Origin of the sequence: Paenibacillus vini (genome assembly GCF_018403325.1) — a bacterium.
GTDB classification, from domain to species: domain Bacteria; phylum Bacillota; class Bacilli; order Paenibacillales; family Paenibacillaceae; genus Fontibacillus; species Fontibacillus vini.
The window spans coordinates 45703-68579 of the sequence record NZ_BOSL01000023.1; the positions used below are offsets into that span (position 1 = coordinate 45703).

38 protein-coding genes are annotated in these 22877 nt (G+C 47.7%); 36 read left to right on the forward strand and 2 right to left on the reverse strand.

Translation table 11 applies throughout. The annotated features are described in order from the left end of the window. The first annotated feature begins 12 nt into the window (after positions 1-12). The 33 genes from rplV (at position 13) to salA (ending at position 18870) form a co-directional block, all read left to right on the forward strand. Positions 13-345: a 50S ribosomal protein L22 gene (gene rplV / locus KJS57_RS23845; RefSeq protein WP_211025575.1), complete on the forward strand. Its 333-nt coding sequence runs from the start codon at positions 13-15 to the stop codon at positions 343-345. A 13-nt stretch (positions 346-358) separates the two neighbouring features. Further along, complete coding sequence (rpsC, locus tag KJS57_RS23850; RefSeq protein ID WP_211025577.1) at positions 359-1027, forward strand: 30S ribosomal protein S3; 669 nt, start codon at positions 359-361, stop codon at positions 1025-1027. A 2-nt stretch (positions 1028-1029) separates the two neighbouring features. Continuing rightward, positions 1030-1464, forward strand: a complete 435-nt coding sequence (rplP, locus tag KJS57_RS23855) for a 50S ribosomal protein L16 (RefSeq protein ID WP_059040326.1) — start codon at positions 1030-1032, stop codon at positions 1462-1464. Next, positions 1454-1654 carry a 50S ribosomal protein L29 gene (gene rpmC / locus KJS57_RS23860; RefSeq protein WP_044482515.1) on the forward strand — a complete coding sequence of 67 codons (201 nt, stop codon included), beginning with the start codon at positions 1454-1456 and terminating at the stop codon, positions 1652-1654. The genes rplP and rpmC overlap by 11 nt, the downstream gene beginning before the upstream one ends. A 50-nt stretch (positions 1655-1704) precedes the next feature. Further along, entirely contained in the window at positions 1705-1968 is a 264-nt protein-coding gene (rpsQ, locus tag KJS57_RS23865) for a 30S ribosomal protein S17 (RefSeq protein WP_211025579.1), read from the forward strand. 36 nt (positions 1969-2004) lie between these two features. Next, positions 2005-2373 carry a 50S ribosomal protein L14 gene (rplN, locus tag KJS57_RS23870; protein WP_211025581.1) on the forward strand — a complete coding sequence of 123 codons (369 nt, stop codon included), beginning with the start codon at positions 2005-2007 and terminating at the stop codon, positions 2371-2373. Positions 2374-2412: 39 nt separating this feature from the next. Beyond that, the gene (gene rplX, locus KJS57_RS23875; RefSeq protein ID WP_211025583.1) at positions 2413-2766 is read left to right on the forward strand and encodes a 50S ribosomal protein L24; all 354 of its coding nucleotides are present in this window, start codon (positions 2413-2415) and stop codon (positions 2764-2766) included. A gap of 33 nt (positions 2767-2799) precedes the next feature. Then, positions 2800-3339 (forward strand): 50S ribosomal protein L5, encoded by a 540-nt coding sequence (gene rplE, locus KJS57_RS23880; RefSeq protein WP_211025585.1) that lies wholly within the window; start codon positions 2800-2802, stop codon positions 3337-3339. Positions 3340-3388: 49 nt separating this feature from the next. Further along, a complete protein-coding gene (locus KJS57_RS23885) occupies positions 3389-3574 on the forward strand; it encodes a type Z 30S ribosomal protein S14 (RefSeq protein WP_009226651.1) in 186 nt (61 codons plus the stop codon). 31 nt (positions 3575-3605) lie between these two features. Continuing rightward, positions 3606-4004 (forward strand): 30S ribosomal protein S8, encoded by a 399-nt coding sequence (gene rpsH / locus KJS57_RS23890; RefSeq protein WP_211025587.1) that lies wholly within the window; start codon positions 3606-3608, stop codon positions 4002-4004. A 30-nt stretch (positions 4005-4034) separates the two neighbouring features. Further along, positions 4035-4577: a 50S ribosomal protein L6 gene (gene rplF / locus KJS57_RS23895; protein ID WP_211025589.1), complete on the forward strand. Its 543-nt coding sequence runs from the start codon at positions 4035-4037 to the stop codon at positions 4575-4577. A gap of 83 nt (positions 4578-4660) precedes the next feature. Then, complete coding sequence (gene rplR / locus KJS57_RS23900) at positions 4661-5029, forward strand: 50S ribosomal protein L18 (protein WP_211025637.1); 369 nt, start codon at positions 4661-4663, stop codon at positions 5027-5029. 25 nt (positions 5030-5054) lie between these two features. Beyond that, on the forward strand, positions 5055-5552 hold the full coding sequence (rpsE, locus tag KJS57_RS23905; RefSeq protein ID WP_211025591.1) for a 30S ribosomal protein S5: 498 nt from the start codon (positions 5055-5057) through the stop codon (positions 5550-5552). A 12-nt stretch (positions 5553-5564) separates the two neighbouring features. Further along, positions 5565-5750, forward strand: coding sequence for a 50S ribosomal protein L30 (gene rpmD, locus KJS57_RS23910; protein ID WP_211025594.1), 186 nt, complete (start codon positions 5565-5567; stop codon positions 5748-5750). A 108-nt stretch (positions 5751-5858) separates the two neighbouring features. Continuing rightward, entirely contained in the window at positions 5859-6299 is a 441-nt protein-coding gene (rplO, locus tag KJS57_RS23915) for a 50S ribosomal protein L15 (RefSeq protein WP_211025596.1), read from the forward strand. Then, entirely contained in the window at positions 6299-7600 is a 1302-nt protein-coding gene (gene secY, locus KJS57_RS23920) for a preprotein translocase subunit SecY (protein ID WP_211025598.1), read from the forward strand. Before rplO ends, secY begins: the two co-directional genes overlap by 1 nt. 95 nt (positions 7601-7695) lie before the next feature. Further along, positions 7696-8340, forward strand: coding sequence for an adenylate kinase (locus tag KJS57_RS23925; RefSeq protein ID WP_211025600.1), 645 nt, complete (start codon positions 7696-7698; stop codon positions 8338-8340). Between the two features lie 4 nt (positions 8341-8344). Next, positions 8345-9097: a type I methionyl aminopeptidase gene (gene map / locus KJS57_RS23930; RefSeq protein WP_211025602.1), complete on the forward strand. Its 753-nt coding sequence runs from the start codon at positions 8345-8347 to the stop codon at positions 9095-9097. Between the two features lie 3 nt (positions 9098-9100). Continuing rightward, positions 9101-9415 (forward strand): KOW domain-containing RNA-binding protein, encoded by a 315-nt coding sequence (locus KJS57_RS23935; protein WP_213656563.1) that lies wholly within the window; start codon positions 9101-9103, stop codon positions 9413-9415. A 2-nt stretch (positions 9416-9417) separates the two neighbouring features. Continuing rightward, complete coding sequence (gene infA / locus KJS57_RS23940) at positions 9418-9633, forward strand: translation initiation factor IF-1 (RefSeq protein WP_006676514.1); 216 nt, start codon at positions 9418-9420, stop codon at positions 9631-9633. Between the two features lie 152 nt (positions 9634-9785). Beyond that, positions 9786-9899 carry a 50S ribosomal protein L36 gene (gene rpmJ, locus KJS57_RS23945; protein WP_003333770.1) on the forward strand — a complete coding sequence of 38 codons (114 nt, stop codon included), beginning with the start codon at positions 9786-9788 and terminating at the stop codon, positions 9897-9899. A gap of 20 nt (positions 9900-9919) precedes the next feature. Beyond that, a complete protein-coding gene (gene rpsM / locus KJS57_RS23950; RefSeq protein ID WP_211025606.1) occupies positions 9920-10288 on the forward strand; it encodes a 30S ribosomal protein S13 in 369 nt (122 codons plus the stop codon). A gap of 19 nt (positions 10289-10307) precedes the next feature. After that, positions 10308-10703, forward strand: a complete 396-nt coding sequence (gene rpsK / locus KJS57_RS23955; protein WP_091234561.1) for a 30S ribosomal protein S11 — start codon at positions 10308-10310, stop codon at positions 10701-10703. A 130-nt stretch (positions 10704-10833) separates the two neighbouring features. After that, complete coding sequence (locus KJS57_RS23960; RefSeq protein ID WP_211025608.1) at positions 10834-11778, forward strand: DNA-directed RNA polymerase subunit alpha; 945 nt, start codon at positions 10834-10836, stop codon at positions 11776-11778. Positions 11779-11813: 35 nt separating this feature from the next. Then, positions 11814-12179, forward strand: coding sequence for a 50S ribosomal protein L17 (rplQ, locus tag KJS57_RS23965; protein WP_211025610.1), 366 nt, complete (start codon positions 11814-11816; stop codon positions 12177-12179). A gap of 130 nt (positions 12180-12309) precedes the next feature. Further along, a complete protein-coding gene (gene truA / locus KJS57_RS23970; protein ID WP_213656571.1) occupies positions 12310-13119 on the forward strand; it encodes a tRNA pseudouridine(38-40) synthase TruA in 810 nt (269 codons plus the stop codon). A 116-nt stretch (positions 13120-13235) separates the two neighbouring features. Next, positions 13236-13565 (forward strand): TFIIB-type zinc ribbon-containing protein, encoded by a 330-nt coding sequence (locus KJS57_RS23975; protein ID WP_213656564.1) that lies wholly within the window; start codon positions 13236-13238, stop codon positions 13563-13565. Positions 13566-13812: 247 nt separating this feature from the next. Beyond that, positions 13813-14250: a 50S ribosomal protein L13 gene (gene rplM / locus KJS57_RS23980; RefSeq protein ID WP_211025615.1), complete on the forward strand. Its 438-nt coding sequence runs from the start codon at positions 13813-13815 to the stop codon at positions 14248-14250. A gap of 20 nt (positions 14251-14270) precedes the next feature. Continuing rightward, on the forward strand, positions 14271-14663 hold the full coding sequence (rpsI, locus tag KJS57_RS23985) for a 30S ribosomal protein S9 (RefSeq protein ID WP_120463601.1): 393 nt from the start codon (positions 14271-14273) through the stop codon (positions 14661-14663). 261 nt (positions 14664-14924) lie between these two features. Then, positions 14925-15617, forward strand: a complete 693-nt coding sequence (locus KJS57_RS23990; RefSeq protein ID WP_211025641.1) for a phosphoadenylyl-sulfate reductase — start codon at positions 14925-14927, stop codon at positions 15615-15617. Positions 15618-15656: 39 nt separating this feature from the next. Then, positions 15657-16826, forward strand: coding sequence for a sulfate adenylyltransferase (sat, locus tag KJS57_RS23995; protein WP_213656565.1), 1170 nt, complete (start codon positions 15657-15659; stop codon positions 16824-16826). A 97-nt stretch (positions 16827-16923) separates the two neighbouring features. Then, on the forward strand, positions 16924-17694 hold the full coding sequence (gene cwlD, locus KJS57_RS24000; RefSeq protein WP_213656566.1) for an N-acetylmuramoyl-L-alanine amidase CwlD: 771 nt from the start codon (positions 16924-16926) through the stop codon (positions 17692-17694). Positions 17695-17754: 60 nt separating this feature from the next. After that, positions 17755-18870: an iron-sulfur carrier protein/transcriptional regulator SalA gene (gene salA / locus KJS57_RS24005; protein ID WP_213656567.1), complete on the forward strand. Its 1116-nt coding sequence runs from the start codon at positions 17755-17757 to the stop codon at positions 18868-18870. A 62-nt stretch (positions 18871-18932) separates the two neighbouring features. Here the strand turns inward: salA and gerD are convergent, their stop codons facing one another. Beyond that, positions 18933-19763, reverse strand: coding sequence for a spore germination lipoprotein GerD (gene gerD / locus KJS57_RS24010; protein WP_213656568.1), 831 nt, complete (start codon positions 19761-19763; stop codon positions 18933-18935). Between the two features lie 127 nt (positions 19764-19890). Here gerD and KJS57_RS24015 point away from each other — a divergent pair, with 127 nt between their 5' ends. Then, a complete protein-coding gene (locus KJS57_RS24015; protein ID WP_211025625.1) occupies positions 19891-20484 on the forward strand; it encodes a KinB-signaling pathway activation protein in 594 nt (197 codons plus the stop codon). 51 nt (positions 20485-20535) lie between these two features. Here the strand turns inward: KJS57_RS24015 and pdaB are convergent, their stop codons facing one another. Then, positions 20536-21345 carry a polysaccharide deacetylase family sporulation protein PdaB gene (gene pdaB, locus KJS57_RS24020; protein ID WP_211025627.1) on the reverse strand — a complete coding sequence of 270 codons (810 nt, stop codon included), beginning with the start codon at positions 21343-21345 and terminating at the stop codon, positions 20536-20538. A 126-nt stretch (positions 21346-21471) separates the two neighbouring features. On the opposite strand from pdaB, the gene KJS57_RS24025 reads away from it, so the two are divergent. Both KJS57_RS24025 and KJS57_RS24030 read left to right on the forward strand, forming a co-directional pair. Next, positions 21472-22086 (forward strand): stage II sporulation protein M, encoded by a 615-nt coding sequence (locus KJS57_RS24025; protein WP_213656569.1) that lies wholly within the window; start codon positions 21472-21474, stop codon positions 22084-22086. Positions 22087-22286: 200 nt separating this feature from the next. After that, the gene (locus tag KJS57_RS24030; RefSeq protein ID WP_211025631.1) at positions 22287-22496 is read left to right on the forward strand and encodes a hypothetical protein; all 210 of its coding nucleotides are present in this window, start codon (positions 22287-22289) and stop codon (positions 22494-22496) included. Positions 22497-22877: the final 381 nt, after the last annotated feature.

The following is a 22877-nucleotide window of genomic DNA, read 5'->3' on the forward strand; positions in this document are numbered from 1 at the left end:
GAGGTAACACACATGGAAGCAAAAGCACATGCAAGGTCTATCCGCATTGCCCCGCGTAAAGTTCAACTCGTTGTTGACTTGATCCGCGGCAAGCAAGTTGGCGAAGCTATCGCGATTCTCCGCCATACTCCAAAGGCGGCTTCCCCGGTTGTGGAGAAGCTTTTGAACTCGGCGATTGCCAATGCTGAACATAACTATTCTCTGGATGTTAATAAATTGGTTATTTCGCAAGCTTACGTAAACCAAGGTCCGACTATGAAACGTTTCCGTCCTCGTGCAATGGGACGCGCAAGCCGGATCAACAAACGCACCAGCCACATCACATTGGTGGTATCCGAAAAATAAGGAGGGAAAACGTGTGGGCCAAAAGGTAAATCCGGTCGGATTACGAGTAGGGATTATCCGTGATTGGGAATCCAAATGGTACGCAGGCAAGGATTTCGGTGATCTTTTGCTTGAAGACGTTAAAATTCGTGAACACCTGAAAAATAAACTGAAAGACTCCGCAGTATCTCGCATTGAAATCGAGAGAGCGGCTAACCGCGTGAACGTTACGATTCATACTGCCAAACCAGGTATGGTAATTGGTAAAGGTGGTTCGGAGGTTGAAAACCTGCGCAATGAAATCACTAAAATCGCAGGCGGCAAAAAAGTTCACATCAACATTTCTGAAATCAAACACCCTGATCTTGACGCGATTCTTGTCGCTGAGAGCATCGCACAACAATTGGAACGTCGCGTTTCTTTCCGTCGTGCGCTCAAACAAGCGATCCAAAGAACTATGCGTTCGGGAGCGAAAGGGATTAAAACAGCAGTCAGCGGTCGTCTCGGCGGTGCTGAAATTGCTCGTTCGGAAGGCTACAGTGAAGGAACTGTTCCACTTCATACACTCCGCGCCGACATCGACTACGGTACGGCAGAAGCTCATACGACTTATGGACGTATCGGCGTAAAAGTATGGATCTATCGTGGAGAGGTTCTTCCTACGGCTAAGAAACAACAAGCTGTTCAGGAAGGAGGCAACTAATCATGTTGGTACCTAAACGTGTTAAACACCGCAAGCAACAACGCGGTAATATGAGAGGCCAAGCTAAAGGCGGCACTGAATTGAACTTCGGTGAATACGGCCTGCAAGCTCTTGAGCCAACTTGGATTACAAACCGTCAAATTGAAGCAGCGCGTATTGCGATGACGCGTTACATCAAACGGGGCGGTAAAGTATGGATCAAAATTTTCCCTGACAAACCGATTACTCAAAAGCCTCTTGAAGTTCGGATGGGTAGCGGTAAAGGTAACGTAGAAAAATGGGTCGCAGTTGTGAAACCTGGCAAAATCATGTTTGAGCTTGCCGGTGTATCGGAGGAAATCGCGCGTGAAGCTATGCGTCTTGCCGCCCACAAACTGCCGATCAAAACGAAGTTTGTGAAACGTGAAGAATTGGGTGGTGAAGCAAATGAAAGCTAATGAACTTCGCAACTTAACCACTGCTGAGATTGAACAAAAAGTGGCAGGATTTAAAGAAGAACTCTTTAACCTCCGTTTTCAATTGGCCACTGGCCAGCTTGACAACCCGACTCGGATTCGTGACGTGCGTAAGGAAATAGCTCGTGCTAAAACCGTATTACGTGAAAGAGAACTCGGGATCATTAGTTAATATTGCGCATTGTGAATGCGAAGCGCCTAAGTCCAGGAAGGAGGCTAACCATGGAAGAACGCAATAGCCGTAAAGTGCAAATCGGTAAAGTTGTCAGCGACAAAATGGATAAAACCATCGTTGTAGCTGTTGAAACCTACAAGAAGCATGACTTGTACCACAAGCGCATTAAATACACTAAGAAATTTAAAGCGCATGACGAGAACAACACTGCGAAAATCGGTGATACGGTTAAAATTTCCGAAACTCGTCCATTGTCTAAAGACAAACGCTGGAGACTCGTTGAAGTCGTTGAAAAAGCGATTATTATCTAATAGCAGGGAAGCTTAGACTGAAAGGAGGACATTACCATGATTCAACCATTTACACGTTTGCATGTTGCTGACAACTCCGGCGCGAAGGAATTGATGTGTATCCGCGTTTTGGGCGGTACTGGTCGTCGCACAGCGCAAATCGGTGATTTGATCGTTTGTTCTGTGAAACAAGCAACACCAGGCGGCGTTGTCAAAAAGGGTGATGTAGTCAGAGCGGTTGTCGTTCGTACGAAACGTTCGGTTCGTCGTAAAGACGGTTCTTACATCGCATTCGATGAGAACGCAGCGGTTGTAGTTAAGGATGACAAGAGCCCACGCGGTACTCGTATTTTCGGACCAGTCGCACGCGAACTTCGCGACAAGGACTTCATGAAAATCGTTTCCTTGGCTCCGGAAGTTATCTAATTGGAAAACCCCAACCCCGATATACAGGAGGTGTAAAGAATGCCTAGACTGAAAAAAGTTCTGGAATCCCATAACAATAAGCTGCATGTCAAAAAGGACGATACGGTCATCGTGATCTCCGGTAAAGACAAAGGCAAAAAAGGCCGCGTCATCGCCGCTTATCCTCGTGAAAACCGTGTGCTGGTAGAAGGCGTGAATATGGTGAAGAAACATCAAAAACCTAATCAGCTGAACCCACAAGGCGGCATCATCGAGAAGGAAGCTCCGATTCATGCATCGAACGTTATGCACGTTGATCCTAAGAGCGGAAAAGTAACTCGTATCGGTTACAAAGTATTGGACAACGGTAAAAAGGTTCGTGTAGCAAGAAAATCCGGTGAAGTAATCGACTAATCCAGGAATGTAAAGAAAGGAGGTACATGATTCATGGCAAGATTGAAAGAACGCTTTTTGAACGAAGTAACACCTGCTTTGATTCAAAAATTCAACTATACAACAGTAATGCAAGTGCCAAAAATCGAGAAGGTTGTCATCAACATGGGTGTAGGTGACGCAGTAGCTAACTCGAAGGTACTGGACTCCGCAGTAAGCGATATGCAGCTGATTGCAGGTCAAAAGCCGGTTATCACTCGCGCTAAGAAATCTATCGCAGGTTTCAAACTCCGTGAGAACATGCCGATCGGCGTGAAGGTTACTCTTCGCGGCGAGCGCATGTACCATTTCCTCGACAAACTGTTCAACGTAACGCTTCCGCGTGTCCGTGACTTCCACGGCGTATCGACGAAAGCATTCGACGGACGCGGTAACTATACACTCGGCCTCAAGGAACAATTAATCTTCCCTGAAATCGAGTATGACCAAGTAGATAAAGTGCGCGGTATGGATATCGTTATCGTAACTACGGCAAAATCCGATGAAGAGTCCCGCGAATTGCTGGCCGGTCTCGGAATGCCATTTGCGAAGTAAGAACGATTCGTTTCTTTTCTCCGAAACTATTTAGGAGGTGTCAGGCTAAGTGGCAAAAACTTCGATGAAAGTTAAACAACAACGCACACCGAAATTCAAAGTACGGGCATACACCCGTTGTGAGCGTTGCGGTCGTCCACACTCGGTATTGCAGAAGTACAAAATTTGCAGAATTTGCTTCCGTGAATTAGCTTATAAAGGCCAGATTCCTGGCGTGAAAAAAGCAAGCTGGTAATCCATCAACAACGGGAAGGAGGTTTACACGTATGACTATGTCAGATCCAATTGCAGATATGCTTACTCGTATTCGTAACGCGAACACTGTTCGCCACGAAACAGTAGAACTGCCTGCGTCCACGATCAAAAAACAAATCGCTGAGATCTTGAAGCGTGAAGGTTTTATCCGTGATGCAGAATATATCGATGATAATAAACAAGGGATCATCCGTATTTTCTTGAAATACGGCCCTAACAACGAGCGCGTTATCTCGGGGTTGAAAAGAATCAGTAAGCCAGGCCTTCGCGTTTACACGAAGAGCAACGAAGTTCCTCGTGTCCTCGGCGGTTTGGGTATCGCGATTATCTCCACTTCTAAGGGAGTTATGACCGATAAAGAAGCTCGTCAGGCGAAAGCCGGCGGCGAAGTTGTCTGCTACGTTTGGTAATTAACGTCACAAAACAAGGAGGTGCAGCAAATGTCTCGTATTGGTCGCAAACCAATTACAGTACCAAGTGGTGTGGATGTCACACTTGATCATAGCGTCATTACAGTGAAAGGGCCGAAAGGCACTTTGACTCGTGAGCTTCACAAGGATATGAAGGTAACCGTTCAAGACAATGAAATCGTGGTTGAACGTCCTTCCGACAATAAATTGCATCGCTCCCTGCATGGCACTACACGCAGTGTAGTAAGCAACATGGTGAGCGGGGTTACCGAAGGATTCACAAAAACCCTCGAACTGGTTGGCGTTGGATACCGCGCAAGCAAATCCGGCGAGAAACTCGTTCTGAACGTGGGTTATTCCCACCCGGTTGAAATCACTCCGGAACCAGGTATCGCATTCGAAGTTCCTTCGAATACGAAAATCATCGTAAGCGGGATTAACAAAGAACGCGTAGGCGAATATGCTGCGAATATTCGTGCTGTTCGCGAGCCTGAGCCTTACAAAGGTAAAGGGATTAAGTACGAAGGCGAACGCATTATTCGTAAGGAAGGTAAAGCCGGTAAGAAGAAATAAACTTCTTCTTAGCGGGCTAATCCTCCTAGCGTCTTGAATTGAACGGCTTGTGAAGGTAAACCGAAGGGAGTGAAATGGAAGTCATGATTACAAAAGGCGATAAAAATAAAGCCCGTCTGAAAAGACATTTGCGTGTGCGGAAAAAAATCCAAGGAACGGCTGAACGTCCAAGACTTAACGTATACCGTTCTTCCAAACATATCTATGCTCAACTGATTGACGATGTAGCTGGCGTAACGATCGCATCTGCTTCGACCATCGATAAAGAATTGAGCAGCGAAATCAGCAACGGCGGTAACGTGGAATCTGCACGTAAAGTCGGTGAACTGGTTGCAAAACGCGCCCAAGAAAAAGGCGTAAAAGGCATTGTATTCGACCGCGGTGGATATCTGTACCATGGACGTATTCAAGCGCTGGCTGATGCAGCGCGCGAAGCAGGCCTTGAATTCTAAAATATTTTAAAAGGAGGTTAACGACTTGCGTGTAGATCCGAACACTTTAGAACTGACTGAAAGAGTTGTAAACATTAACCGCGTAGCTAAAGTAGTTAAAGGCGGACGCCGTTTTAGTTTCAGCGCACTCGTGGTTGTCGGCGACGGCAAAGGCTGGGTTGGCGCCGGTATCGGCAAAGCAGGCGAAGTTCCAGATGCGATTCGCAAAGGAATTGAAGATGCTAAGAAAAATCTTGTGCATGTTCCACTCGTAGGAACGTCGATCCCTCACCAAGTAGTTGGTCATTTCGGTGCTGGCCGTGTGCTTTTGAAACCAGCATCCGAAGGTACCGGGGTTATCGCTGGCGGTCCTGTTCGTGCCGTACTTGAACTTGCAGGCGTTGGCGACATTTTGACAAAATCTTTAGGTTCTTCGAATTCCATCAACATGGTCAATGCGACTTTAGAGGGCTTGTCCCGCCTGAAGCGTGCTGAGGATGTTGCGAAATTACGCGGTAAATCCGTCGAAGAACTTCTCGGTTAAGGAGGGAATCTCATGGCTAAACTGCAAATTACCCTCGTGCGTAGTTTGATCGGTCGTCCGGAGAACCAACGTACTACCGTAAAAACTTTGGGACTTCGCAAAATTAACCAATCCGTGGTTCACAACGATAGCCCTGCCATTCGTGGTATGGTTAATCAAGTAAGCCACTTGGTTGCGGTTCAAGAAATCGCCGAATAATCCTAGCACTAGCTGCGAATCGTCGCATTGAGCCCGCCTAGATAATCCGAGAACCGGATTATCGGCACGCTCAAATGCCAAACAATAAATAAGGAGGTGCAACGAACGATGAAGTTACATGAGCTCTCCCCAGCTCCTGGATCCCGCCAAGAACGCAAACGCGTAGGTCGCGGTACAGGTAGCGGTATGGGTAAAACATCTACGCGTGGTCACAAAGGTCAAAACGCTCGTTCCGGCGGTGGTGTACGTCCGGGCTTCGAAGGCGGACAAAACCCGTTGTATCGTCGCTTGCCAAAACGCGGATTTAACAATCCGACGCGGAAAGAGTACGCGATTGTGAACATCGAAGAACTGAACAGCTTTGAAGCGGGTACGGAAGTAACTCCTGAACTGTTGTTTGAACAAGGAATCGTGAAGAACGCAAAAAGCGGAATCAAGGTTCTTGGCAACGGTGAAGTTACTGTCAAACTGACAGTTAAAGCGAATAAGTTCTCTCAATCTGCGGTAGAGAAAATCGAGGCTGCCGGCGGTAAAACCGAGGTGATCTAATGTTTAAAACCATTAAGAACATTTGGCATGTTCAAGACCTGCGCAACCGTATTCTCTTCACACTGTTTATCTTCCTTATCTATCGGATCGGTTCGTTTGTTCCGGTTCCGGGTGTAGATACTTCGGTGTTTGAATCAATGGATAGTAATGCGGCGAATAATCTGTTCGGGCTTTTGAACACCTTCTCGGGCGGCGCACTCAAGAACTTCTCGATCTTTGCGCTCGGGATTATGCCGTACATTACGGCCTCCATTATTGTTCAGTTGCTCTCCATGGACGTCATTCCGAAATTCGCGGAATGGGCGAAACAAGGCGAGCACGGTAAGAAGAAGATGGCTCAGGTTACCCGTTATGGTACGGTGATTTTGGCGATAATCCAGGCATTCGCTACGTCGGTCGGTTTTAACCGGATGTACAATGTCGAGATGGTGCCAAATGCAAGCTTTGCGGACTATCTGGTGATTGCGATTGTCTTGACAGCAGGTACGTCCTTCTTGATGTGGCTGGGCGAACAGATCACGGAAAAAGGAATCGGTAACGGAATTTCACTGATTATCTTTGCCGGGATCGTTGCGGGGATTCCTTCGCAGATCCAAACGATTTCCAAATCCGAGTTCATCGTGGAAGGTCAAGCCTTCATGAACGTGGTGAAGTCGATTGCAATCGTGCTTGTATGTGTTTTGATCGTTATTGGTGTTATCTACATTCAACAAGCGATCCGGAAGATTCCGGTACAATACGCTAAACGGGTTGTAGGTAACAAAATGTACGGTGGCCAGAATACACATATTCCGCTCAAAATTAACGCAGCGGGTGTAATTCCGGTAATCTTTGCGGTTTCCTTGCTTCAGTTCCCTGCTGTGCTCGCCAGCTTTTGGTCGACGCATGCTTGGGCACAATGGATTACTAAGAACCTGGCAACCAGCGCCCCGCTCGGCATGGTGCTTTATGTCGTCATGATCATCGGTTTCACATTCTTCTATACTTTCGTACAGATGAACCCGCAGCAGATGGCTGACAACATGAAGAAGAACGGCGGATACATTCCGGGGATCCGTCCAGGAAAAACGACAGCGACTTATCTCACTCGGGTTTTGACCCGTTTGACGATGACGGGTGCTATCTTCCTTGCGTTGATCTCGATCCTTCCAATGGGCCTTGGTGCATTGGCCGGACTGCCACAAAGCGTTCAAATCGGGGGTACTTCGATCCTGATCGTAATCGGTGTTGCACTGGATACGATGAAGACAATCGAAAGCCAATTGATCAAACGCCACTATAAAGGCTTTATCAATAAGTAAGCGATAGGTTCCAGGTACGAGCTCGATTCTGAACTCACCTGGCGCCTATTGTTCTGTTTCTTATAGTTGATTCATTCTTGGAGGGAGTGATAGACATGAACATTCTATTCATGGGACCTCCTGGAGCAGGAAAAGGAACACAAGCAGAGGTCATCGTAAACGAATTCGGCATTCCTCACATCTCCACCGGTGATGCGTTCCGTCTTGCAATCAAACAGGGTACTCCTGTTGGGATCAAGGCGAAGGAATACATGGATCAAGGCCTTCTGGTGCCTGATGATGTAACGGTCGGTATCGTCCGCGAACGTCTGCAGCAGTCCGATTGCGAAAAAGGTTTCTTATTGGACGGTTTTCCAAGAACCCTTTCGCAAGCGGAAGCGCTGGAGGATCTGCTAAGCGGATTAGATAAAAAACTGGATCATGTCATCAACCTGAAAGTGGACCGGAACAAGTTGCTGGCGCGTCTTACGGGACGCCGCATTTGTAAGTCTTGCGGATCCACTTATCATGTGATCTTTAATCCTCCTGTTCAGGAAGGTGTTTGTGATAAGTGCGGCGGCGAGCTGTACCAGCGCTCCGACGATAACGAAGAGAGCGTAGGAACACGGCTGGACGAATATATCAACAAAACGGCACCTCTCCTCACGTTCTATGAAGATAAGGGCCTGCTGCGTCAAGTAGATGGAGAACAGGAAATCGGAACGGTTTCGTCAGAGATCGTATCCATACTGCGAGGTTAGCTTAATGATCATTTGTAAATCCGAAAGTGAACTGGGCTTCATGAGAGAAGCGGGGCGAATCGTAGCGGAAACGCATAGGCTCATAGCTCAATCGATTGAGCCTGGAATTACGACGGGGGAACTCGATCAAATCGCCGACAAATTCATTCGCAGTCAAAACGCTGTGCCGTCTTTCAAAGGTTATAACGGTTTTCCTTACAGCATTTGCGCTTCGGTCAACGAAGAATTGGTACATGGATTTCCCGGCAAACGCAAATTGAACGAAGGCGACATCATCACCCTTGACATTGGCGCCGAATATCGCGGTTACCACGGTGATTCGGCTTGGACTTATCCGGTCGGGACTATATCTGATGAAGCCAAACGGCTTCTGGAAGTTACCGAAGGATCTCTCTATGCAGGCCTTGCACTTGTCAAACCTGATGTACGCTTGTACACCATTTCGCATGCGATCCAGCAGTTTATCGAAGATGCGGGATTCTCGGTGGTTCGGGAATATGTCGGTCACGGCATAGGAACAGAGCTTCATGAAGAACCGCAAATTCCGAATTACGGCACACCGGATCGTGGGCCGCGGTTGAAACCCGGCATGGTGCTGGCGATCGAACCGATGGTCAACGCCGGTACGCGGTATGTGAGAACGTTGGAAGATGATTGGACAGTCGTTACCGTTGACGGTTCCTTGTGCGCTCATTTTGAGCATACGGTGGCAGTTACGGCTGACGGACTGGAAATTCTCACGAAGCTGGATGCGTAGGTGATGAAGGTGAAACACCATCCAGAGCCTCAAGTTGGCCAAATCGTGAAAACACTGAGGGGTAGAGACGCAGGTACCGTTTATGTGATCATCGGGATTGTGGATGAAAGATTCGTACTTATTGCGGATGGGGACAAACGAAAGTTTGACCAGCCTAAACGGAAAAATTTACAGCATCTCGAGCTTCAGTCGATGATCAGCAGCGAAGTAGTTCATAGTTTGCAAGAAAGCGGTCGGGTAACGAACGGGAAATTGCGCTATGCAGTGAACGTATATATGGAATCCGCCAACTCAAACGCCGAAGAGAAAGGAGAATGACAGTGGCCAAGGAAGATGTTATTGAAGTTGAAGGTACGGTTATCGAACCGTTGCCTAATGCTACTTTTAGAGTAGAGCTTGAGAACGGTCATCAAATTCTCGCGCATGTTTCCGGGAAATTGCGGATGCACTTTATCCGGATCCTGACGGGAGACAAAGTGGTTGTTCAATTGTCACCTTATGACCTTAGTAAAGGTCGTATTACGTACCGCAAATAGATTCCAATACCATTTGGAACAGTTTTATGTTATGATATTCAGGTTGAGTAATTTAAGCACTTTGGGAAGTTCGTTTTACATCCGTAAAACTTAGTTCATATTCATCCTACGAAGAGAGTTTTGCTTCGCAAAACTTTAGGGAGGTAATCAACATGAAGGTAAGACCTTCTGTGAAGCCAATTTGCGAAAAATGCAAAGTCATTCGTCGCAAAGGCAATGTCATGGTGATTTGCGAAAATCCGAAACACAAACAAAAACAAGGTTAAAGAAGGGGGTGTAGCGTAAAATGGCACGTATAGCTGGTGTGGATTTGCCACGTGATAAACGCGTTGAGATCGCCTTAACTTACATTTTCGGAATCGGTAAAACGACTTCTCAGAAAATCCTGTCTGAAACAGGCATCAGTGCGAACACTCGTGTTCGTGACTTGACGGAAGATGAGGTTAGCAAACTACGCGAAACGATCGACAAGACGGTCAAGGTTGAAGGTGACCTTCGTCGTGAAATTTCCTTAAATATTAAGCGTCTGATTGAAATCGGCTGCTACCGCGGTGTTCGTCATCGTCGTGGATTGCCGGTTCGTGGACAACGTACTAAAACGAATGCCCGTACTCGTAAGGGTCCTCGTCGTACTGTAGCGAACAAGAAGAAATAAGAAGGGGGGATAACAGACAATGGCTAAACCAAAAAAAGTCGTACGTACTAAACGTCGTGACCGCAAAAATATTGAAACTGGTGTGGCACATATCCGCTCCACCTTCAACAATACGATCGTTACAATTACGGATCCGCACGGCAACGCAATTTCCTGGGCAAGCTCCGGCGGCCTTGGATTCAAAGGTTCCCGTAAATCCACTCCGTTCGCCGCTCAAATGGCAGCGGAATCGGCTGCAAAAGCAGCTATGGAACATGGCATGAAGAGCGTCGAAGTTATGGTTAAAGGTCCTGGAGCCGGTCGTGAAGCCGCTATCCGCTCCTTGCAAGCTGCAGGCCTCGAAGTTAACATGATTAAAGACGTAACTCCGATTCCTCATAACGGTTGCCGTCCTCCGAAACGCCGTCGTGTATAATGAAGCCGCCTCTAGTGTGGTATAACAACAGCATATGTTGGTAACAATGGTTGTTTAGGCATACTACATGATAGACTTCAGAAAACATGACAGTTTCTAAGGAACGACGTTTTGAAGGAGGGGTAATTTCGTGATAGAAATCGAAAAGCCGAAAATCGAGACCGTAGACGTTAACGATGAAGGCACCTATGGGAAATTTGTAGTAGAACCACTTGAGCGTGGATATGGCACAACACTGGGCAACTCGCTTCGCCGGATTTTGCTCTCTTCTCTGCCGGGTGCTGCGGTAACCTCGGTCCAAATCGATGGTGTTCTGCATGAATTCGCGACTATTCCGGGCGTAATGGAAGACGTCACGGAAATCATCCTGAATCTGAAGGCACTTTCGCTCAAAATCCACTCCGATGAAGAGAAAATTCTCGAAATCGATGCGGAAGGCGAAGGGGTCATCACTGCAGGTGATATCCGTGCCGACAGCGACGTAGAAATTCTGAATCCGGATTTGCATATTGCAACGCTTGAACCGGGTTCGAGACTCCACATGCGCATCTATGCCGGCCGCGGTCGCGGTTATGTTCAGGCAGATAAGAACAAACGTGATGATCAACCAATTGGTGTCATTCCCGTTGACTCGATCTATACCCCGATTGCTCGCGTCAATTACGTTGTAGAGAATACACGTGTTGGCCAAGTGACCAATTATGACAAGCTCACGCTTGAAGTATGGACCGATGGCAGCATTAGACCTGAAGAAGCGGTTAGTCTCGGTGCTAAGATTTTGACTGAGCATCTCTTCCTGTTCGTGGGTCTCACGGACGAAGCGAAGGACGCGGAAATCATGGTCGAAAAGGAAGAAGACAAAAAAGAGAAAGTGCTTGAAATGACGATTGAAGAGCTCGATCTCTCCGTCCGTTCCTATAACTGCCTCAAACGTGCCGGTATCAACACGGTACAAGAGCTCACTACCAAAACTGAAGAAGATATGATGAAAGTCCGGAACCTCGGACGCAAATCTTTGGAAGAAGTGCAAGAGAAGCTCGAAGAGCTTGGTTTGGGCCTACGTACGGAAGAATAGACTGTTTAATCGTTCTAGCGAAGGAGGGAAAACTCATGGCATACCAAAAGTTGGGCCGCGATTCCAGTGCGCGTAAAGCTTTGTTCCGCGATCTGGTAACGGACCTGTTCTTATACGAACGCATCCAAACGACTGAGGCTAAGGCGAAAGAAGTTCGTTCTATCGCCGAGAAGCTGATCACCAAAGCTAAGCGTGGAGATCTGCATGCCCGTCGTCAAGTTGCTGCTTATGTTCGCCGCGAATCGATCGATGGTGAAACTGACGCAATCCAAAAGCTGTTCTCGGAGCTGGCTACTCGCTATTCCGAGCGTCCAGGCGGATACACTCGTATCATGAAACTGGGACCGCGCCGCGGTGACTCTGCCCCTATGGTTTACTTGGAACTGGTAGACCGGGCTTAATTTTCGGGGAAGCTCCCCAACCACAGTGAAACTCTCTGACGGCTCGCCGCATTAGGCTTGGCTTAGGAGAGTTTTTCTTTTGGGTTTGACGGGAGTGAAACTTTTATTAGGCTGGAAGGAGGGCTGCATGTTGCGCAATTTACTGATGACCCTCAGTTATGATGGGACCCGATATTTTGGATTTCAGACGCAGCCTGATGGGAACACGGTACAAGATCAGCTCGAAGCCGCTATCCGTCAGTTAACGGGGGAAGAAGTGAAAATCCATGGATCAGGACGGACGGATGCCGGAGTCCATGCCCGTGGGCAAACCTTTCACTTTCAAACGTCTTCGCAAATTCCGGTAGAAAGATGGCGTCACGCTTTGAACGGACGTCTTCCTTACGATATTCGGATCACCGATGCAGTGGAGGTGCCTCTAGAGTTTCACTCCAGACGCTCTGCCAAACGCAAAACGTATCGGTATTCAATTAACGGAAACAGGGTCTTTGATGTGTTCGAGCAGCCGTATCAACTGCATCATCCCGGTTACCTCGATGTTATGGCGATGAGGGAGGGTTTGGCTTATTTAATTGGAACCCATGATTATACGTCATTCGCTTCCCGACATTCGACCAAGCAAAGTCATGTAAGAACGATTTATGAGGCCAGGATCGAGGTAGACCCCGGTAAAGAGGGGGCCGGATCTCATGAGCAGGGGATTATCCATATCTATATTACCGGCAATGGCTTTCTGCAGCATATGGTGAGAATCATAGTGGGGACGCTGCTGCAAGTAGGAGAAGGGAAACGTCTTCCTGAGGAGATGGGCCGCATTCTGGAGGCTAAAGACCGGGCTGCTGCCGGCCCGACGGCCGAAAGTAAAGGCTTAATGCTGTGGAAAGTGGAGTATAATGAGCTTCGGGATTTTCTTGCAGTATCGGATAACACATTATCATAGGGAAGATATGTCTTTTTAACGAAACCGCCATTGTTTTCATACGTAACAAAACAGAAGTGCAAAAATTATTAGAGGAATTAAACTCTATAAACGAACCTTAGGAGGGCGAATACCCAATGAAGTGTCCAGTTTGCAATGATGTTCGTATGAGAGAAGTCGAGAAAGACGGTGTTTTGATCGATGTGTGTCCGGATTGCAAGGGTGTCTGGTTAGATCGTGGAGAACTGGAGAAGCTGATGAGCGAGATCCGGGAGATCCGGCCTGCGTTCAATGAATGGTATGATCGCCATGACGATGGACATGCATATGAACAAAGAGAGAAAGATTATCGTAACCCGGATCCGAGAATTCAGCAGCAAGGCTACAAGCAGGGATATCCGCAGGGTCATTATAAGCATAAGAAGAAGAAATCCGTCCTGGATGTATTCGGAGATCTTTTCGATTAAAACTTCGTATTGCTTATGAAAAAATACTTGCACATGTACCACCGATCCTGTAAAATAAAAGTTGTGTTTTCTTAACGGCTATCCCACAGCCCCCAGTTGAGAAGACCATCTAACAAAGCTTTACAACATTAAACAAGCAAATAAAACGATGACAGATAAATGGCGGGAAGCGGTCACGGAACCCGAAGGCCAGATCGTTTTACGCTTCTAAGAACCATTTCGAACGAGAATGAAGGAGGATCTTTTCATGCGTACCACCTATATGGCGAAGCCAAGTGAAGTTGAGCGCAACTGGCATATCATTGATGCCGAAGGCAAAACGCTGGGCCGTTTGGCAAGCGAAGCCGCTGCTCTGATCCGCGGCAAACACAAACCACAATTCACTCCACACGTTGACGGCGGCGACTTCGTTGTTGTTATCAACGCTGAGAAAATTGCTTTGACTGGTAAGAAGATGGAAAACAAGAAATACTATCGTCACTCCCTGCATCCAGGCGGTCTGAAAGTGACAGTTGCTAAGGATCTCTTGAGAACTAAACCAGAACGTGTAATCGAATCTGCTGTACACGGCATGCTGCCTAAAACTCGTCAAGGCGAGAAAATGAAGCTGAGACTGAAAGTCTATGCCGGCACAGAGCATCCACATGCAGCACAAAAACCTGAAGTTTACGAACTTCGCGGATAATTAAAAGGGAGGACAGTTTCATGGCACAAGTACAATACTATGGGACAGGTCGTCGTAAACATTCGGTAGCTCGTGTTCGCCTTGTACCGGGTGAAGGACGCATTGTCATCAATAAACGCGATATCAATGAATATTTCGGTTTGGAAACCCTCAAACTGATCGTTAAACAACCTCTGAATTTGACTGAGACGCTGGGCAGCTACGATGTAATCGTAATCGCTCATGGCGGCGGTATCTCCGGTCAAGCTGGCGCAATCCGTCACGGTATTTCCCGTGCATTGCTTAAAGCAGACCCTGAATTCCGTCCTGCGCTCAAAAAAGCAGGCTTCCTGACTCGTGACCCACGGATGAAAGAACGTAAAAAATACGGTCTTAAAGCCGCTCGTCGCGCGCCACAGTTCTCGAAACGTTAATATTTCTTGTTCAACAAGGAATTACAGCCCTTGGCCTTTATCGGCCAAGGGCTTTTTCGTTTTTTGTCCAACTCGCTCCATCGATAAACAAGCTGAATTCACGCTCAGACCTAACTTTCTTCCGGGAAATTGGGTCTTTTTTATTGACTTATCAGAAGAATGCCCTATACTTTAAACTATAATTCAAATCTGTTTAGTCGGTATTATATTGATGTCATGTTGAATCGTTTATTTTCTTTACAAGCGGAGGGGCGAATGATGATGAATTTGCTGGAGAAAGAAAAACTGATTACGACGAAAGCGGAGGAGCTGGAATCGGCAACACCCCAAGAAATTATTAAATGGGCGGTCGAAACATTTCCAAACATTACTTTTGCCTGCAGCTTTGGTGCGGAAGATGTAGTGCTGGTTGATATGCTGCAGAAGATAAGTCCATCTACGGATGTTTTTTACCTCGACACGGACTTTCACTTTAAAGAAACCTACGAGACTAGAGATGCCATGGCATCCAAGTATGGTTTGGAGTTTGTACGGGTATCTCCTGTGATTACACCTGAGGAACAGGCATTACGGCATGGGGAAGAACTGTGGAAGACCGATCCCAATGCCTGCTGCAACATCCGTAAAGTGGAGCCTTTGACCCGGATTTTATCTCAATATGAGGCATGGATTACAGGGATCCGACGGGATCAGGCACCGACGCGTGCTAATGCGAAGAAGATCGAGTATGACGGAAAATTCGGTTTGGTGAAATTCAATCCGCTGGCAAGCTGGACTAACGAGGATGTTTGGAATTATATCCGTGAGAATGATGTCATCTATAATCCTTTGCATGATCGTAATTACCCGAGTATCGGCTGCGAATATTGCACCCGTCAGGTAATGCCGGGCGAAGACCCTCGTGCAGGACGTTGGGCAGGTTCTGAAAAAACGGAATGTGGACTTCATAAATAAAATATAATGAATGCTTTGCATAAATGAGGAGAGATGAAAATGACGGCGATTTTACCGCATGGTGGAAGCCTGGTAAACCGGCTGGCGGCTGGCGAAGAACGGGAACGCTTGCTGGCACAGGCTAAGGAACTGCAATCCATTTCAATTAACACATGGACCATTTCGGATCTCGATTTGATCGGCGTCGGGGCATTTTCGCCGCTTACCGGTTTTTTGAACGAGGAAGACTATCGCTCGGTCGTGCATAATATTCGATTGGCTGATGGCACGGTATGGAGTATTCCGATTACTTTGTCCGTTAGTGAGGAAGAATCCGAGCGCTTGGTAATTGGGGAGAAGGTTGCGCTTGTAGGAGAGCAGGACGGGATTATTTACGGCCTTTTGAATGTAGGCAGCATTTATAAGGTGGACCAAAAGGAAGAGGCCCTGAATGTATTTAAAACGGATGATTTAGAGCATCCGGGGGTAAAGAAGCTTTATAGCCGTTCGCCTATTTATGTCGGGGGCGAGGTCACGGTGCTGAACCGTCCTAAGCCTGAACGTTTTGGCGAGTTTTATTATGATCCGGCGGAGACCCGTCGCATCTTTGCTGAGAAAGGCTGGAATCGTATCGTCGGTTTTCAGACGCGTAATCCGGTTCACCGCGCCCATGAATATATTCAGAAGAGCGCACTGGAAATCGTGGACGGGTTGTTCCTCAATCCTCTCGTGGGGGAGACCAAATCGGATGATGTTCCGGCTGACGTAAGAATGAAGAGTTATCTCGTCCTTCTGGAAAATTATTATCCGGAAGATCGTACCTTCCTTGGCGTATTCCCTGCTGCAATGCGTTATGCGGGACCGAGAGAAGCGATTTTCCATGCGATGGTACGTAAAAATTATGGCTGCACGCACTTTATTGTCGGGCGCGACCACGCCGGTGTAGGTGATTATTACGGTACCTATGAAGCGCAAGAGATATTCTCGAACTTTACTGCGGAAGAACTGGGGATTTCGCCTTTGTTCTTTGAACATAGCTTTTTCTGCACGAAGTGCGGAAATATGGCATCCAGTAAGACATGCCCTCACCCGAAAGAAGATCATATGACTCTGTCGGGGACAAAGGTAAGGGGATTGCTCCGCGAGGGTATTTGCCCGCCGCCTGAATTTACGCGTCCAGAAGTAGCCAGAGTCTTAATCGAAGGCATGAGCCATCAAGTAGTTATCTAATACAAGGAGCATCGCCTGATCAAAAGTTGACGGTCATATTTGTCCACCTCGTCCCATATGATGATTAATGTCATTACGGGACGGAGGTGGCTTTTTTATGGGCTCCAGAGATAAGGTTACGGTATGGATCTCTCTCAGCCATATTAAAAAGGCGGTGGTCGGCATCGCGTTATTAGGGATGCTTGCAGGCCTGGCGATTTATGAGATTCCGACGGCTAAGGTTTGGAATTATTGGAGCCTGCCGCTTGCCGGGCAGACGATTGTGCTGGATGCCGGACACGGCGGTCCGGACGGAGGGGCCGTAAGCAAACAAGGGATAATCGAGAAGGATATCAACCTGGCAGTCGCGCTCTATTTACGCGATTATTTACAGCAGGCCGGAGCTATTGTCGTCATGACCCGGGAGGAAGATCGGGATTTGGCCGGGGCCGATACTAAGGGATATAAGAAGAGGAAGACGGAGGACTTGAAACAGCGCGTCCGGTTCATTGAAGAGCAGCAGGCCAAGCTGTTTGTGAGTATCCATATGAACAGTGTTCCTTCTCCTCGCTGGCGGGGTGCGCAAACTTTTTATTACCTGAATAACGGGAACAGCGCTAATCTGGCGGATCTGATTCAACAGGAACTGAAGCGAAATCTGGAGAATACGGATCGGGTAGCCAAACAGTCAGACAAGCCGGTTTACGTGCTGGAGGCACTGAAGATTCCGGCAGCGCTTGTGGAGGTGGGGTTCTTATCTCACCCTGAAGAATCCGGGCTGCTTGGCGATGACCGTTATCAGCGCAAAGTGGCTGCATCCATTTATCAAGGTATTCTGAGGTATAGCTCTGGAGAAGGAAGCGGAAAGACAGCAGATATCGACAAGTAGTGATATAATAATTGTCATATTGGATATATTCACGATATCACTAAAGTCGAGGTGCTGTCATTGATAACGAAGGAGCAACTTGAGGCGATTTTGCGGCCGGTGGCTGAGCCGGCATTACAACGGAGTCTGATTGAGCTACAGTGGATTCGGGACATCATGATTAAAGAGGACCGGGTGTCTCTTACCGTCGTATGTCTGGAGAAGGATGGAGACCAGCAGCAAAAGACAGCCGAAGAAATACGGTTTCGCTTGGCGGAAGCGGGCGTAGAGGATGTGCATCTCCGTTTTCGGGAAGCTTCGGAACACGAGCGAGATCTAGCAGGTTATCCGGCAAACTCCCCGGTTTCTGAACCGGAAGAGGGGAGCGCGCCGTTTAAGGGACGCGGAGCCGGTTTGGAGCACCTTCCTATATTGGATCCTCAAGCCGGCGTGAATTTTATAGCGATCGCGAGCGGCAAGGGGGGCGTCGGTAAATCGACCGTGACCGTCAATCTTGCGGTAGCCCTGGCCAGACTTGGTAAGCGGGTAGGTTTGATTGATGCTGACATTTATGGTTTTAGCGTACCGGATATGATGGGAATTGAAACCGCTCCTTCGATAGAAGAGGGCTCGATCATTCCGGTGGAACGGTTTGGGGTCAAGGTGATGTCCATGGGGTTCTTTATCCAGGATAACAATCCCGTCATTTGGCGCGGTCCGATGCTCGGGAAAATGCTCCGTCAATTTTTCAACGATGTGACTTGGGGCGAGCTGGACTACATGTTGCTTGATTTGCCGCCGGGCACAGGGGACATCGCACTCGACGTTCATCAGATGATCCCTCAAAGCCGGGAAATCATAGTAACTACGCCTCATGCAACCGCGGCTTTCGTCGCTGCGCGTGCAGGTGCTATGGCAATAAAGACCGAGCATGAAGTACTTGGGGTAGTTGAGAATATGGCTTATTACGAATGTACTTCCTGCGGACAGAAGGATTACATCTTTGGACGCGGCGGCGGAGGTAGACTGGCGGAGACACTGCATACCGGACTTTTGGCTCAAATCCCGGTCAGTGCGCCGGACAACCATCCATCTGAACCGGACTTCTCACCGTCCGTTTATAAGGCGGACACGCCTGTAGGACAGATGTACAAAGATGTTGCGTTGCAAATTATAGAACGATGCACAAAAGACTGACCCCAGGGGTCAGTCTTTCTTGATGTAGGTCGATTTAAGATCATTTATCCGAAGGGAACGGCCTAAGAAGAACCTCCTCCTCCTCCGCTACCTTGGCCTCCTCCTCCACCTTCCTGGTTCCCGCCTTCCTGGCCACCTTCTCCTTGGCCGGCTTTAGGGGACTTCTCCACTTTAGGTTGAAGCTGCTCCTGAACCACGGTTTTGAGAAGTTCCATGACTTCCATCTTGAACAACGGGCTTTGCATAGCCTCCTGCATGACGGTCATAGATTGTTTCCGGAAATCGGATGTTTTGGTGAGGTCGAGGAACATTTTCATGACTTCCGGTGATTTCATGATTTCACTGACCGACTTTTGATAAGTCGGATCTTTTATAAGCTCCATATGCATTTGTTTGCTCTGTGAATTGACTGCTTTGGCAAAATCCCCGGCAAATTGCGGGTCGGTCATGATCTTTTCCAGTTCTTTTTTATACTCGGGTGCTGTGATGGTTTCCTTGACCGCCATACGGATTTGATCCGATGATTGACCGGGAAGAATCATTTTGATGCCGAAGCCTCCGCCCCCGCTTCCTCCTCCAGATCCGCCGGAACCACCCGATTCGCCGGATCCTCCGGACCCGCTTTCACTTTCCGAATCGGAGCCGGAGCCGGAGCTTGACCCTGACCCGGAACTGCTGCCTCCCTGGCCACCGCCGCTGCTTCCGCTTAATGCTTCATATATGGCCTTCTTGCCGTCATCGGTCTTCAAGATGTCGATAACCATCGATTTCGTGTCTTTATAGCCTCCTCCACCTTGAGAAGAGGAAGCGCTTTGTTCAGAACCGCAGGCCGCCAGCGGAAGAGTAAATAAACATAAAATGCATACAAACCATCGATAACCCAGCCGTTTCATGGTTCCTTCCTCCTTATGCTTGTCGCTGTGCTTAGTATGCGGCCGGAAAAAAAGATTTATCCAACCGAAAACAATGGTTTTTTAGCGGGATCGTTGGTAAAATGTTTCGATAGTGGGGGTGACGCGGTTGAATTTAAAAAACTGGCTGTTTTTATTTTGGACAACCTTGGTAGTTGGAGCCATCGGGTCCCTGGTCGTCGGCTTGCTATTGCAGTGGACGAACACGATGGAACTGAATGGAACCGCCGATTTACTGGTGAATGTCGGCATTTTGCTCGGCGTCGGCATCATGGTCAGCGTATATTCCCAAATGGGATTTTTCGCTTATATGATGATCAATTACATGGGAACAGGTGTCTTTTCGCGTACGACTTGGCAGTATATTCAGCTCATTCTTGCCGCCCTGGCTTTATTGGAGCTATTATTCTTCCGTACTTTTGTAGGGCGGGAAGGAAAAGGAACATCCGACTTGGTGCTTGGCATCTTGCTGCTACTGATCGCCTGTGTCGTAGCTTACTTTAAGTCTAAAATGACCAACCGATCGGCCTGGATCCCGACTCTGTTTTTTATGATCGCAGTGACGATCGTTGAAACCGTCGGGGTACTGAAGATTGGCGTCGATCAGGCTACCGCCTGGATCGTCGCTCCGTTAATCGCATGCAACGCTTACCAGATTTTAATCCTGCACCGAGTATTGAAACCAAGAACGCAAACCGCATGACAAAAAGCCCGGTAACCGCACCGGGCTTTTTATTTTCCCTCTATTCCTGAATTACATTCCGGCTGCCGTATCCATCTGCTCTTGGAGCCAGGCTTGATCACGAACTTGGCTTCCTTGAAGTCCGGCTTCCTGCAGCAAATCCGATACCGACACAAACTCATATCCTTTTTTTCGCAGCTCGTCGATGATTACTGGAAGTGCTTCGTGGGTTTGTTTTGCGGAATCGCTGGCGTGCAGCAGCACGATGTCTCCAGGGTGTGCTTTACCGACCACGCGTTTTACGATCGTTTCGGTTCCTTTATTCATCCAGTCCTGGGAGTCGGTATCCCATTGAATTACTTTGTAACCGAGGTTGTCGGCGATTTTTAACACCCGCTTGTCGAAGTCCCCGTTAGGCAGCCGGAGCAGGTTTGGTGCTTTTCCGGTAAGATCGGTTAAAATAGTATGGGCCGAAGTCAGTTGCTTAGAAATTTCTTCTTCGCTCAATTCGCTGTAGTTGGTATGCTTGTGTCCATGACTGCCGATTTCATAACCTTGTTGTTGAATGGCCTTCACAAGTTCGGGGTGGCTTTTGCTCCAAGGGGAGGAGAGGAAGAAGGTAGCCTTCTGCACCCCTTTGTCCTTCAGTACATTTAAAATCGGCTCCGCGCGTTTATCTCCCCAACTGACGTCGAAGGTTAAGGCGATGACCTTTTTCTCTGTGGACACACTATAAATAGCTGTCGGGCTGCTCTCTTCGGAAAAGACGGTAACATGGCCTTGTTCCACATAAATCACACCTGCTGCAAATAAAGCTGCGGCGAAAACAAAGAAAAACCTTTTGATTTTCTTCCCGTTCAGGACATAGAAGAAATTGTTCATGCGATGGTTGCCCCTCTCGTCTGAGATTGAAATGTGACCCGCTTGTACTAATGTATGCTCGTACCTTTTTGCTTTATGACCCCGGTGGGATAAGAATCGGAATAGAAATTGGGAGGCTTTATGAATATGTTGTCATTACGTCGATTCATCACGGATTTAGTCAGCTACAAAAAAATGATCTTCTTATCGCTTGCATTATTTACGGTGGGGATTGTGCTGGGGGCGGCGGGATCGGAAGCTATTGTAAGGCTGGTAGCCCCTCAATTGGAAGGTCTTCGAGAATATAGCCGCGAGCTGTCGCAATCGTCGGTGCCGGAGCTTAGCTTTTTCAAATTTATATTTATAAACAATGCGGTTAAGAGCGTTGCGATTATATTGCTCGGTGCGTTTCTTGGAGTGCTTCCGGCCTTTTTCCTGCTGATGAACGGGATGGTGCTGGGATTAATAGTAGCTTTAGCGGCGGAACAAGGGGAGAACCTGTTTGATCTGATTGTGCTGGGCTTGCTGCCGCATGGGATCATCGAGATCCCTGCAATCCTGATTGCTTCGGCCTATGGACTTCAGTTTGGATATCTCACGCTGAAAGGAATTGGCGAGTTAGGAGCAAGAGACAGGGAGGAGCGGACTGTGGACTGGAGAGGCTTCTTCGGTGCGGCGGGGCGCGGGGCTTTTTGGATTGTAATATTTTTGCTAGTTGCCGCAGTTATTGAAAGTACAGTTACTTATCATTTAGTTCGTTAAGACTTGGTTGTCATAATTTTCCCGGAAAGTGAGCATAACATTAAAGCGGTCCAAAAGAACGAGTTTATGCAGGCAGGTAAAAGGTTAAACAATACCCAGGATATGTAAAGATCGTATACAGATCTAATAGCCCCTGATTACGTCCTAACCCAAGTCCTTGTAAACATCGTATTTAAAATGAAAAAGGAGCTGTTGATGTTATGCTGGGAATGTTATTTAACGAAAAGGAATGCAAAGAGCTCGATTATGTTCTTCGCAAGGAGCTGGATGAGATGCTGCTTGATTTGAGCGATCAGCGACTCGATCAGGATATTCGGCGTGCCATCGCCAACCGTTATAAAACCGTGTTCCGGATGTACGCCCGGTTTGCGCCTTCCAAAGAACTATCTAAATATGCCCGAAGAGGGTAGTTCCCTTTGGACGGGCATTAGGATATAATTGGATTTGACTTAACGGTTTTGAATGTGGTAAATTATCAAACGTTCCGCTTTTTGAGGAACAACGGAGAGAATTGCGGAGTAAACATTTGAAATAATAAATTTCAAAAAAACTCTTGCAAAGAACTTGCTCTCTATGGTATATTATAAAAGTCGCCGCTGGAACGCAGCGACGGACGAAAGTGAAGTTGATCTTTGAAAACTGAACAACGAGTGAGTATTAAATAGAGAAATTAATTTTTCTCGTCAGTTTCAAAATGAGCAAGTCAAACACCTTGATGGAACACCTCTTACCTTCGGGTTTGAGACTCCTTCCATCTTTATTGGAGAGTTTGATCCTGGCTCAGGACGAAC

Bases quoted from the DNA above. Each gene is read 5' to 3' on its own strand.
- rplV (WP_211025575.1), top strand. From the start codon at position 13: ATGGAAGCAAAAGCACATGCAAGGTCTATCCGCATTGCCCCGCGTAAA.
- rplP (WP_059040326.1), top strand. From the start codon at position 1,030: ATGTTGGTACCTAAACGTGTTAAACACCGCAAGCAACAACGCGGTAAT.
- rpmC (WP_044482515.1), top strand. From the start codon at position 1,454: ATGAAAGCTAATGAACTTCGCAACTTAACCACTGCTGAGATTGAACAA.
- rpsQ (WP_211025579.1), top strand. From the start codon at position 1,705: ATGGAAGAACGCAATAGCCGTAAAGTGCAAATCGGTAAAGTTGTCAGC.
- rplN (WP_211025581.1), top strand. From the start codon at position 2,005: ATGATTCAACCATTTACACGTTTGCATGTTGCTGACAACTCCGGCGCG.
- rplX (WP_211025583.1), top strand. From the start codon at position 2,413: ATGCCTAGACTGAAAAAAGTTCTGGAATCCCATAACAATAAGCTGCAT.
- rplE (WP_211025585.1), top strand. From the start codon at position 2,800: ATGGCAAGATTGAAAGAACGCTTTTTGAACGAAGTAACACCTGCTTTG.
- rpsH (WP_211025587.1), top strand. From the start codon at position 3,606: ATGACTATGTCAGATCCAATTGCAGATATGCTTACTCGTATTCGTAAC.
- rplF (WP_211025589.1), top strand. From the start codon at position 4,035: ATGTCTCGTATTGGTCGCAAACCAATTACAGTACCAAGTGGTGTGGAT.
- rplR (WP_211025637.1), top strand. From the start codon at position 4,661: ATGATTACAAAAGGCGATAAAAATAAAGCCCGTCTGAAAAGACATTTG.
- rpmD (WP_211025594.1), top strand. From the start codon at position 5,565: ATGGCTAAACTGCAAATTACCCTCGTGCGTAGTTTGATCGGTCGTCCG.
- rplO (WP_211025596.1), top strand. From the start codon at position 5,859: ATGAAGTTACATGAGCTCTCCCCAGCTCCTGGATCCCGCCAAGAACGC.
- secY (WP_211025598.1), top strand. From the start codon at position 6,299: ATGTTTAAAACCATTAAGAACATTTGGCATGTTCAAGACCTGCGCAAC.
- KJS57_RS23925 (WP_211025600.1), top strand. From the start codon at position 7,696: ATGAACATTCTATTCATGGGACCTCCTGGAGCAGGAAAAGGAACACAA.
- map (WP_211025602.1), top strand. From the start codon at position 8,345: ATGATCATTTGTAAATCCGAAAGTGAACTGGGCTTCATGAGAGAAGCG.
- KJS57_RS23935 (WP_213656563.1), top strand. From the start codon at position 9,101: ATGAAGGTGAAACACCATCCAGAGCCTCAAGTTGGCCAAATCGTGAAA.
- rpmJ (WP_003333770.1), top strand. From the start codon at position 9,786: ATGAAGGTAAGACCTTCTGTGAAGCCAATTTGCGAAAAATGCAAAGTC.
- rpsM (WP_211025606.1), top strand. From the start codon at position 9,920: ATGGCACGTATAGCTGGTGTGGATTTGCCACGTGATAAACGCGTTGAG.
- rpsK (WP_091234561.1), top strand. From the start codon at position 10,308: ATGGCTAAACCAAAAAAAGTCGTACGTACTAAACGTCGTGACCGCAAA.
- rplQ (WP_211025610.1), top strand. From the start codon at position 11,814: ATGGCATACCAAAAGTTGGGCCGCGATTCCAGTGCGCGTAAAGCTTTG.
- KJS57_RS23975 (WP_213656564.1), top strand. From the start codon at position 13,236: ATGAAGTGTCCAGTTTGCAATGATGTTCGTATGAGAGAAGTCGAGAAA.
- rplM (WP_211025615.1), top strand. From the start codon at position 13,813: ATGCGTACCACCTATATGGCGAAGCCAAGTGAAGTTGAGCGCAACTGG.
- rpsI (WP_120463601.1), top strand. From the start codon at position 14,271: ATGGCACAAGTACAATACTATGGGACAGGTCGTCGTAAACATTCGGTA.
- KJS57_RS23990 (WP_211025641.1), top strand. From the start codon at position 14,925: ATGAATTTGCTGGAGAAAGAAAAACTGATTACGACGAAAGCGGAGGAG.
- sat (WP_213656565.1), top strand. From the start codon at position 15,657: ATGACGGCGATTTTACCGCATGGTGGAAGCCTGGTAAACCGGCTGGCG.
- cwlD (WP_213656566.1), top strand. From the start codon at position 16,924: ATGGGCTCCAGAGATAAGGTTACGGTATGGATCTCTCTCAGCCATATT.
- gerD (WP_213656568.1), bottom strand. From the start codon at position 19,763: ATGAAACGGCTGGGTTATCGATGGTTTGTATGCATTTTATGTTTATTT.
- pdaB (WP_211025627.1), bottom strand. From the start codon at position 21,345: ATGAACAATTTCTTCTATGTCCTGAACGGGAAGAAAATCAAAAGGTTT.
- KJS57_RS24025 (WP_213656569.1), top strand. From the start codon at position 21,472: ATGTTGTCATTACGTCGATTCATCACGGATTTAGTCAGCTACAAAAAA.
- KJS57_RS24030 (WP_211025631.1), top strand. From the start codon at position 22,287: ATGCTGGGAATGTTATTTAACGAAAAGGAATGCAAAGAGCTCGATTAT.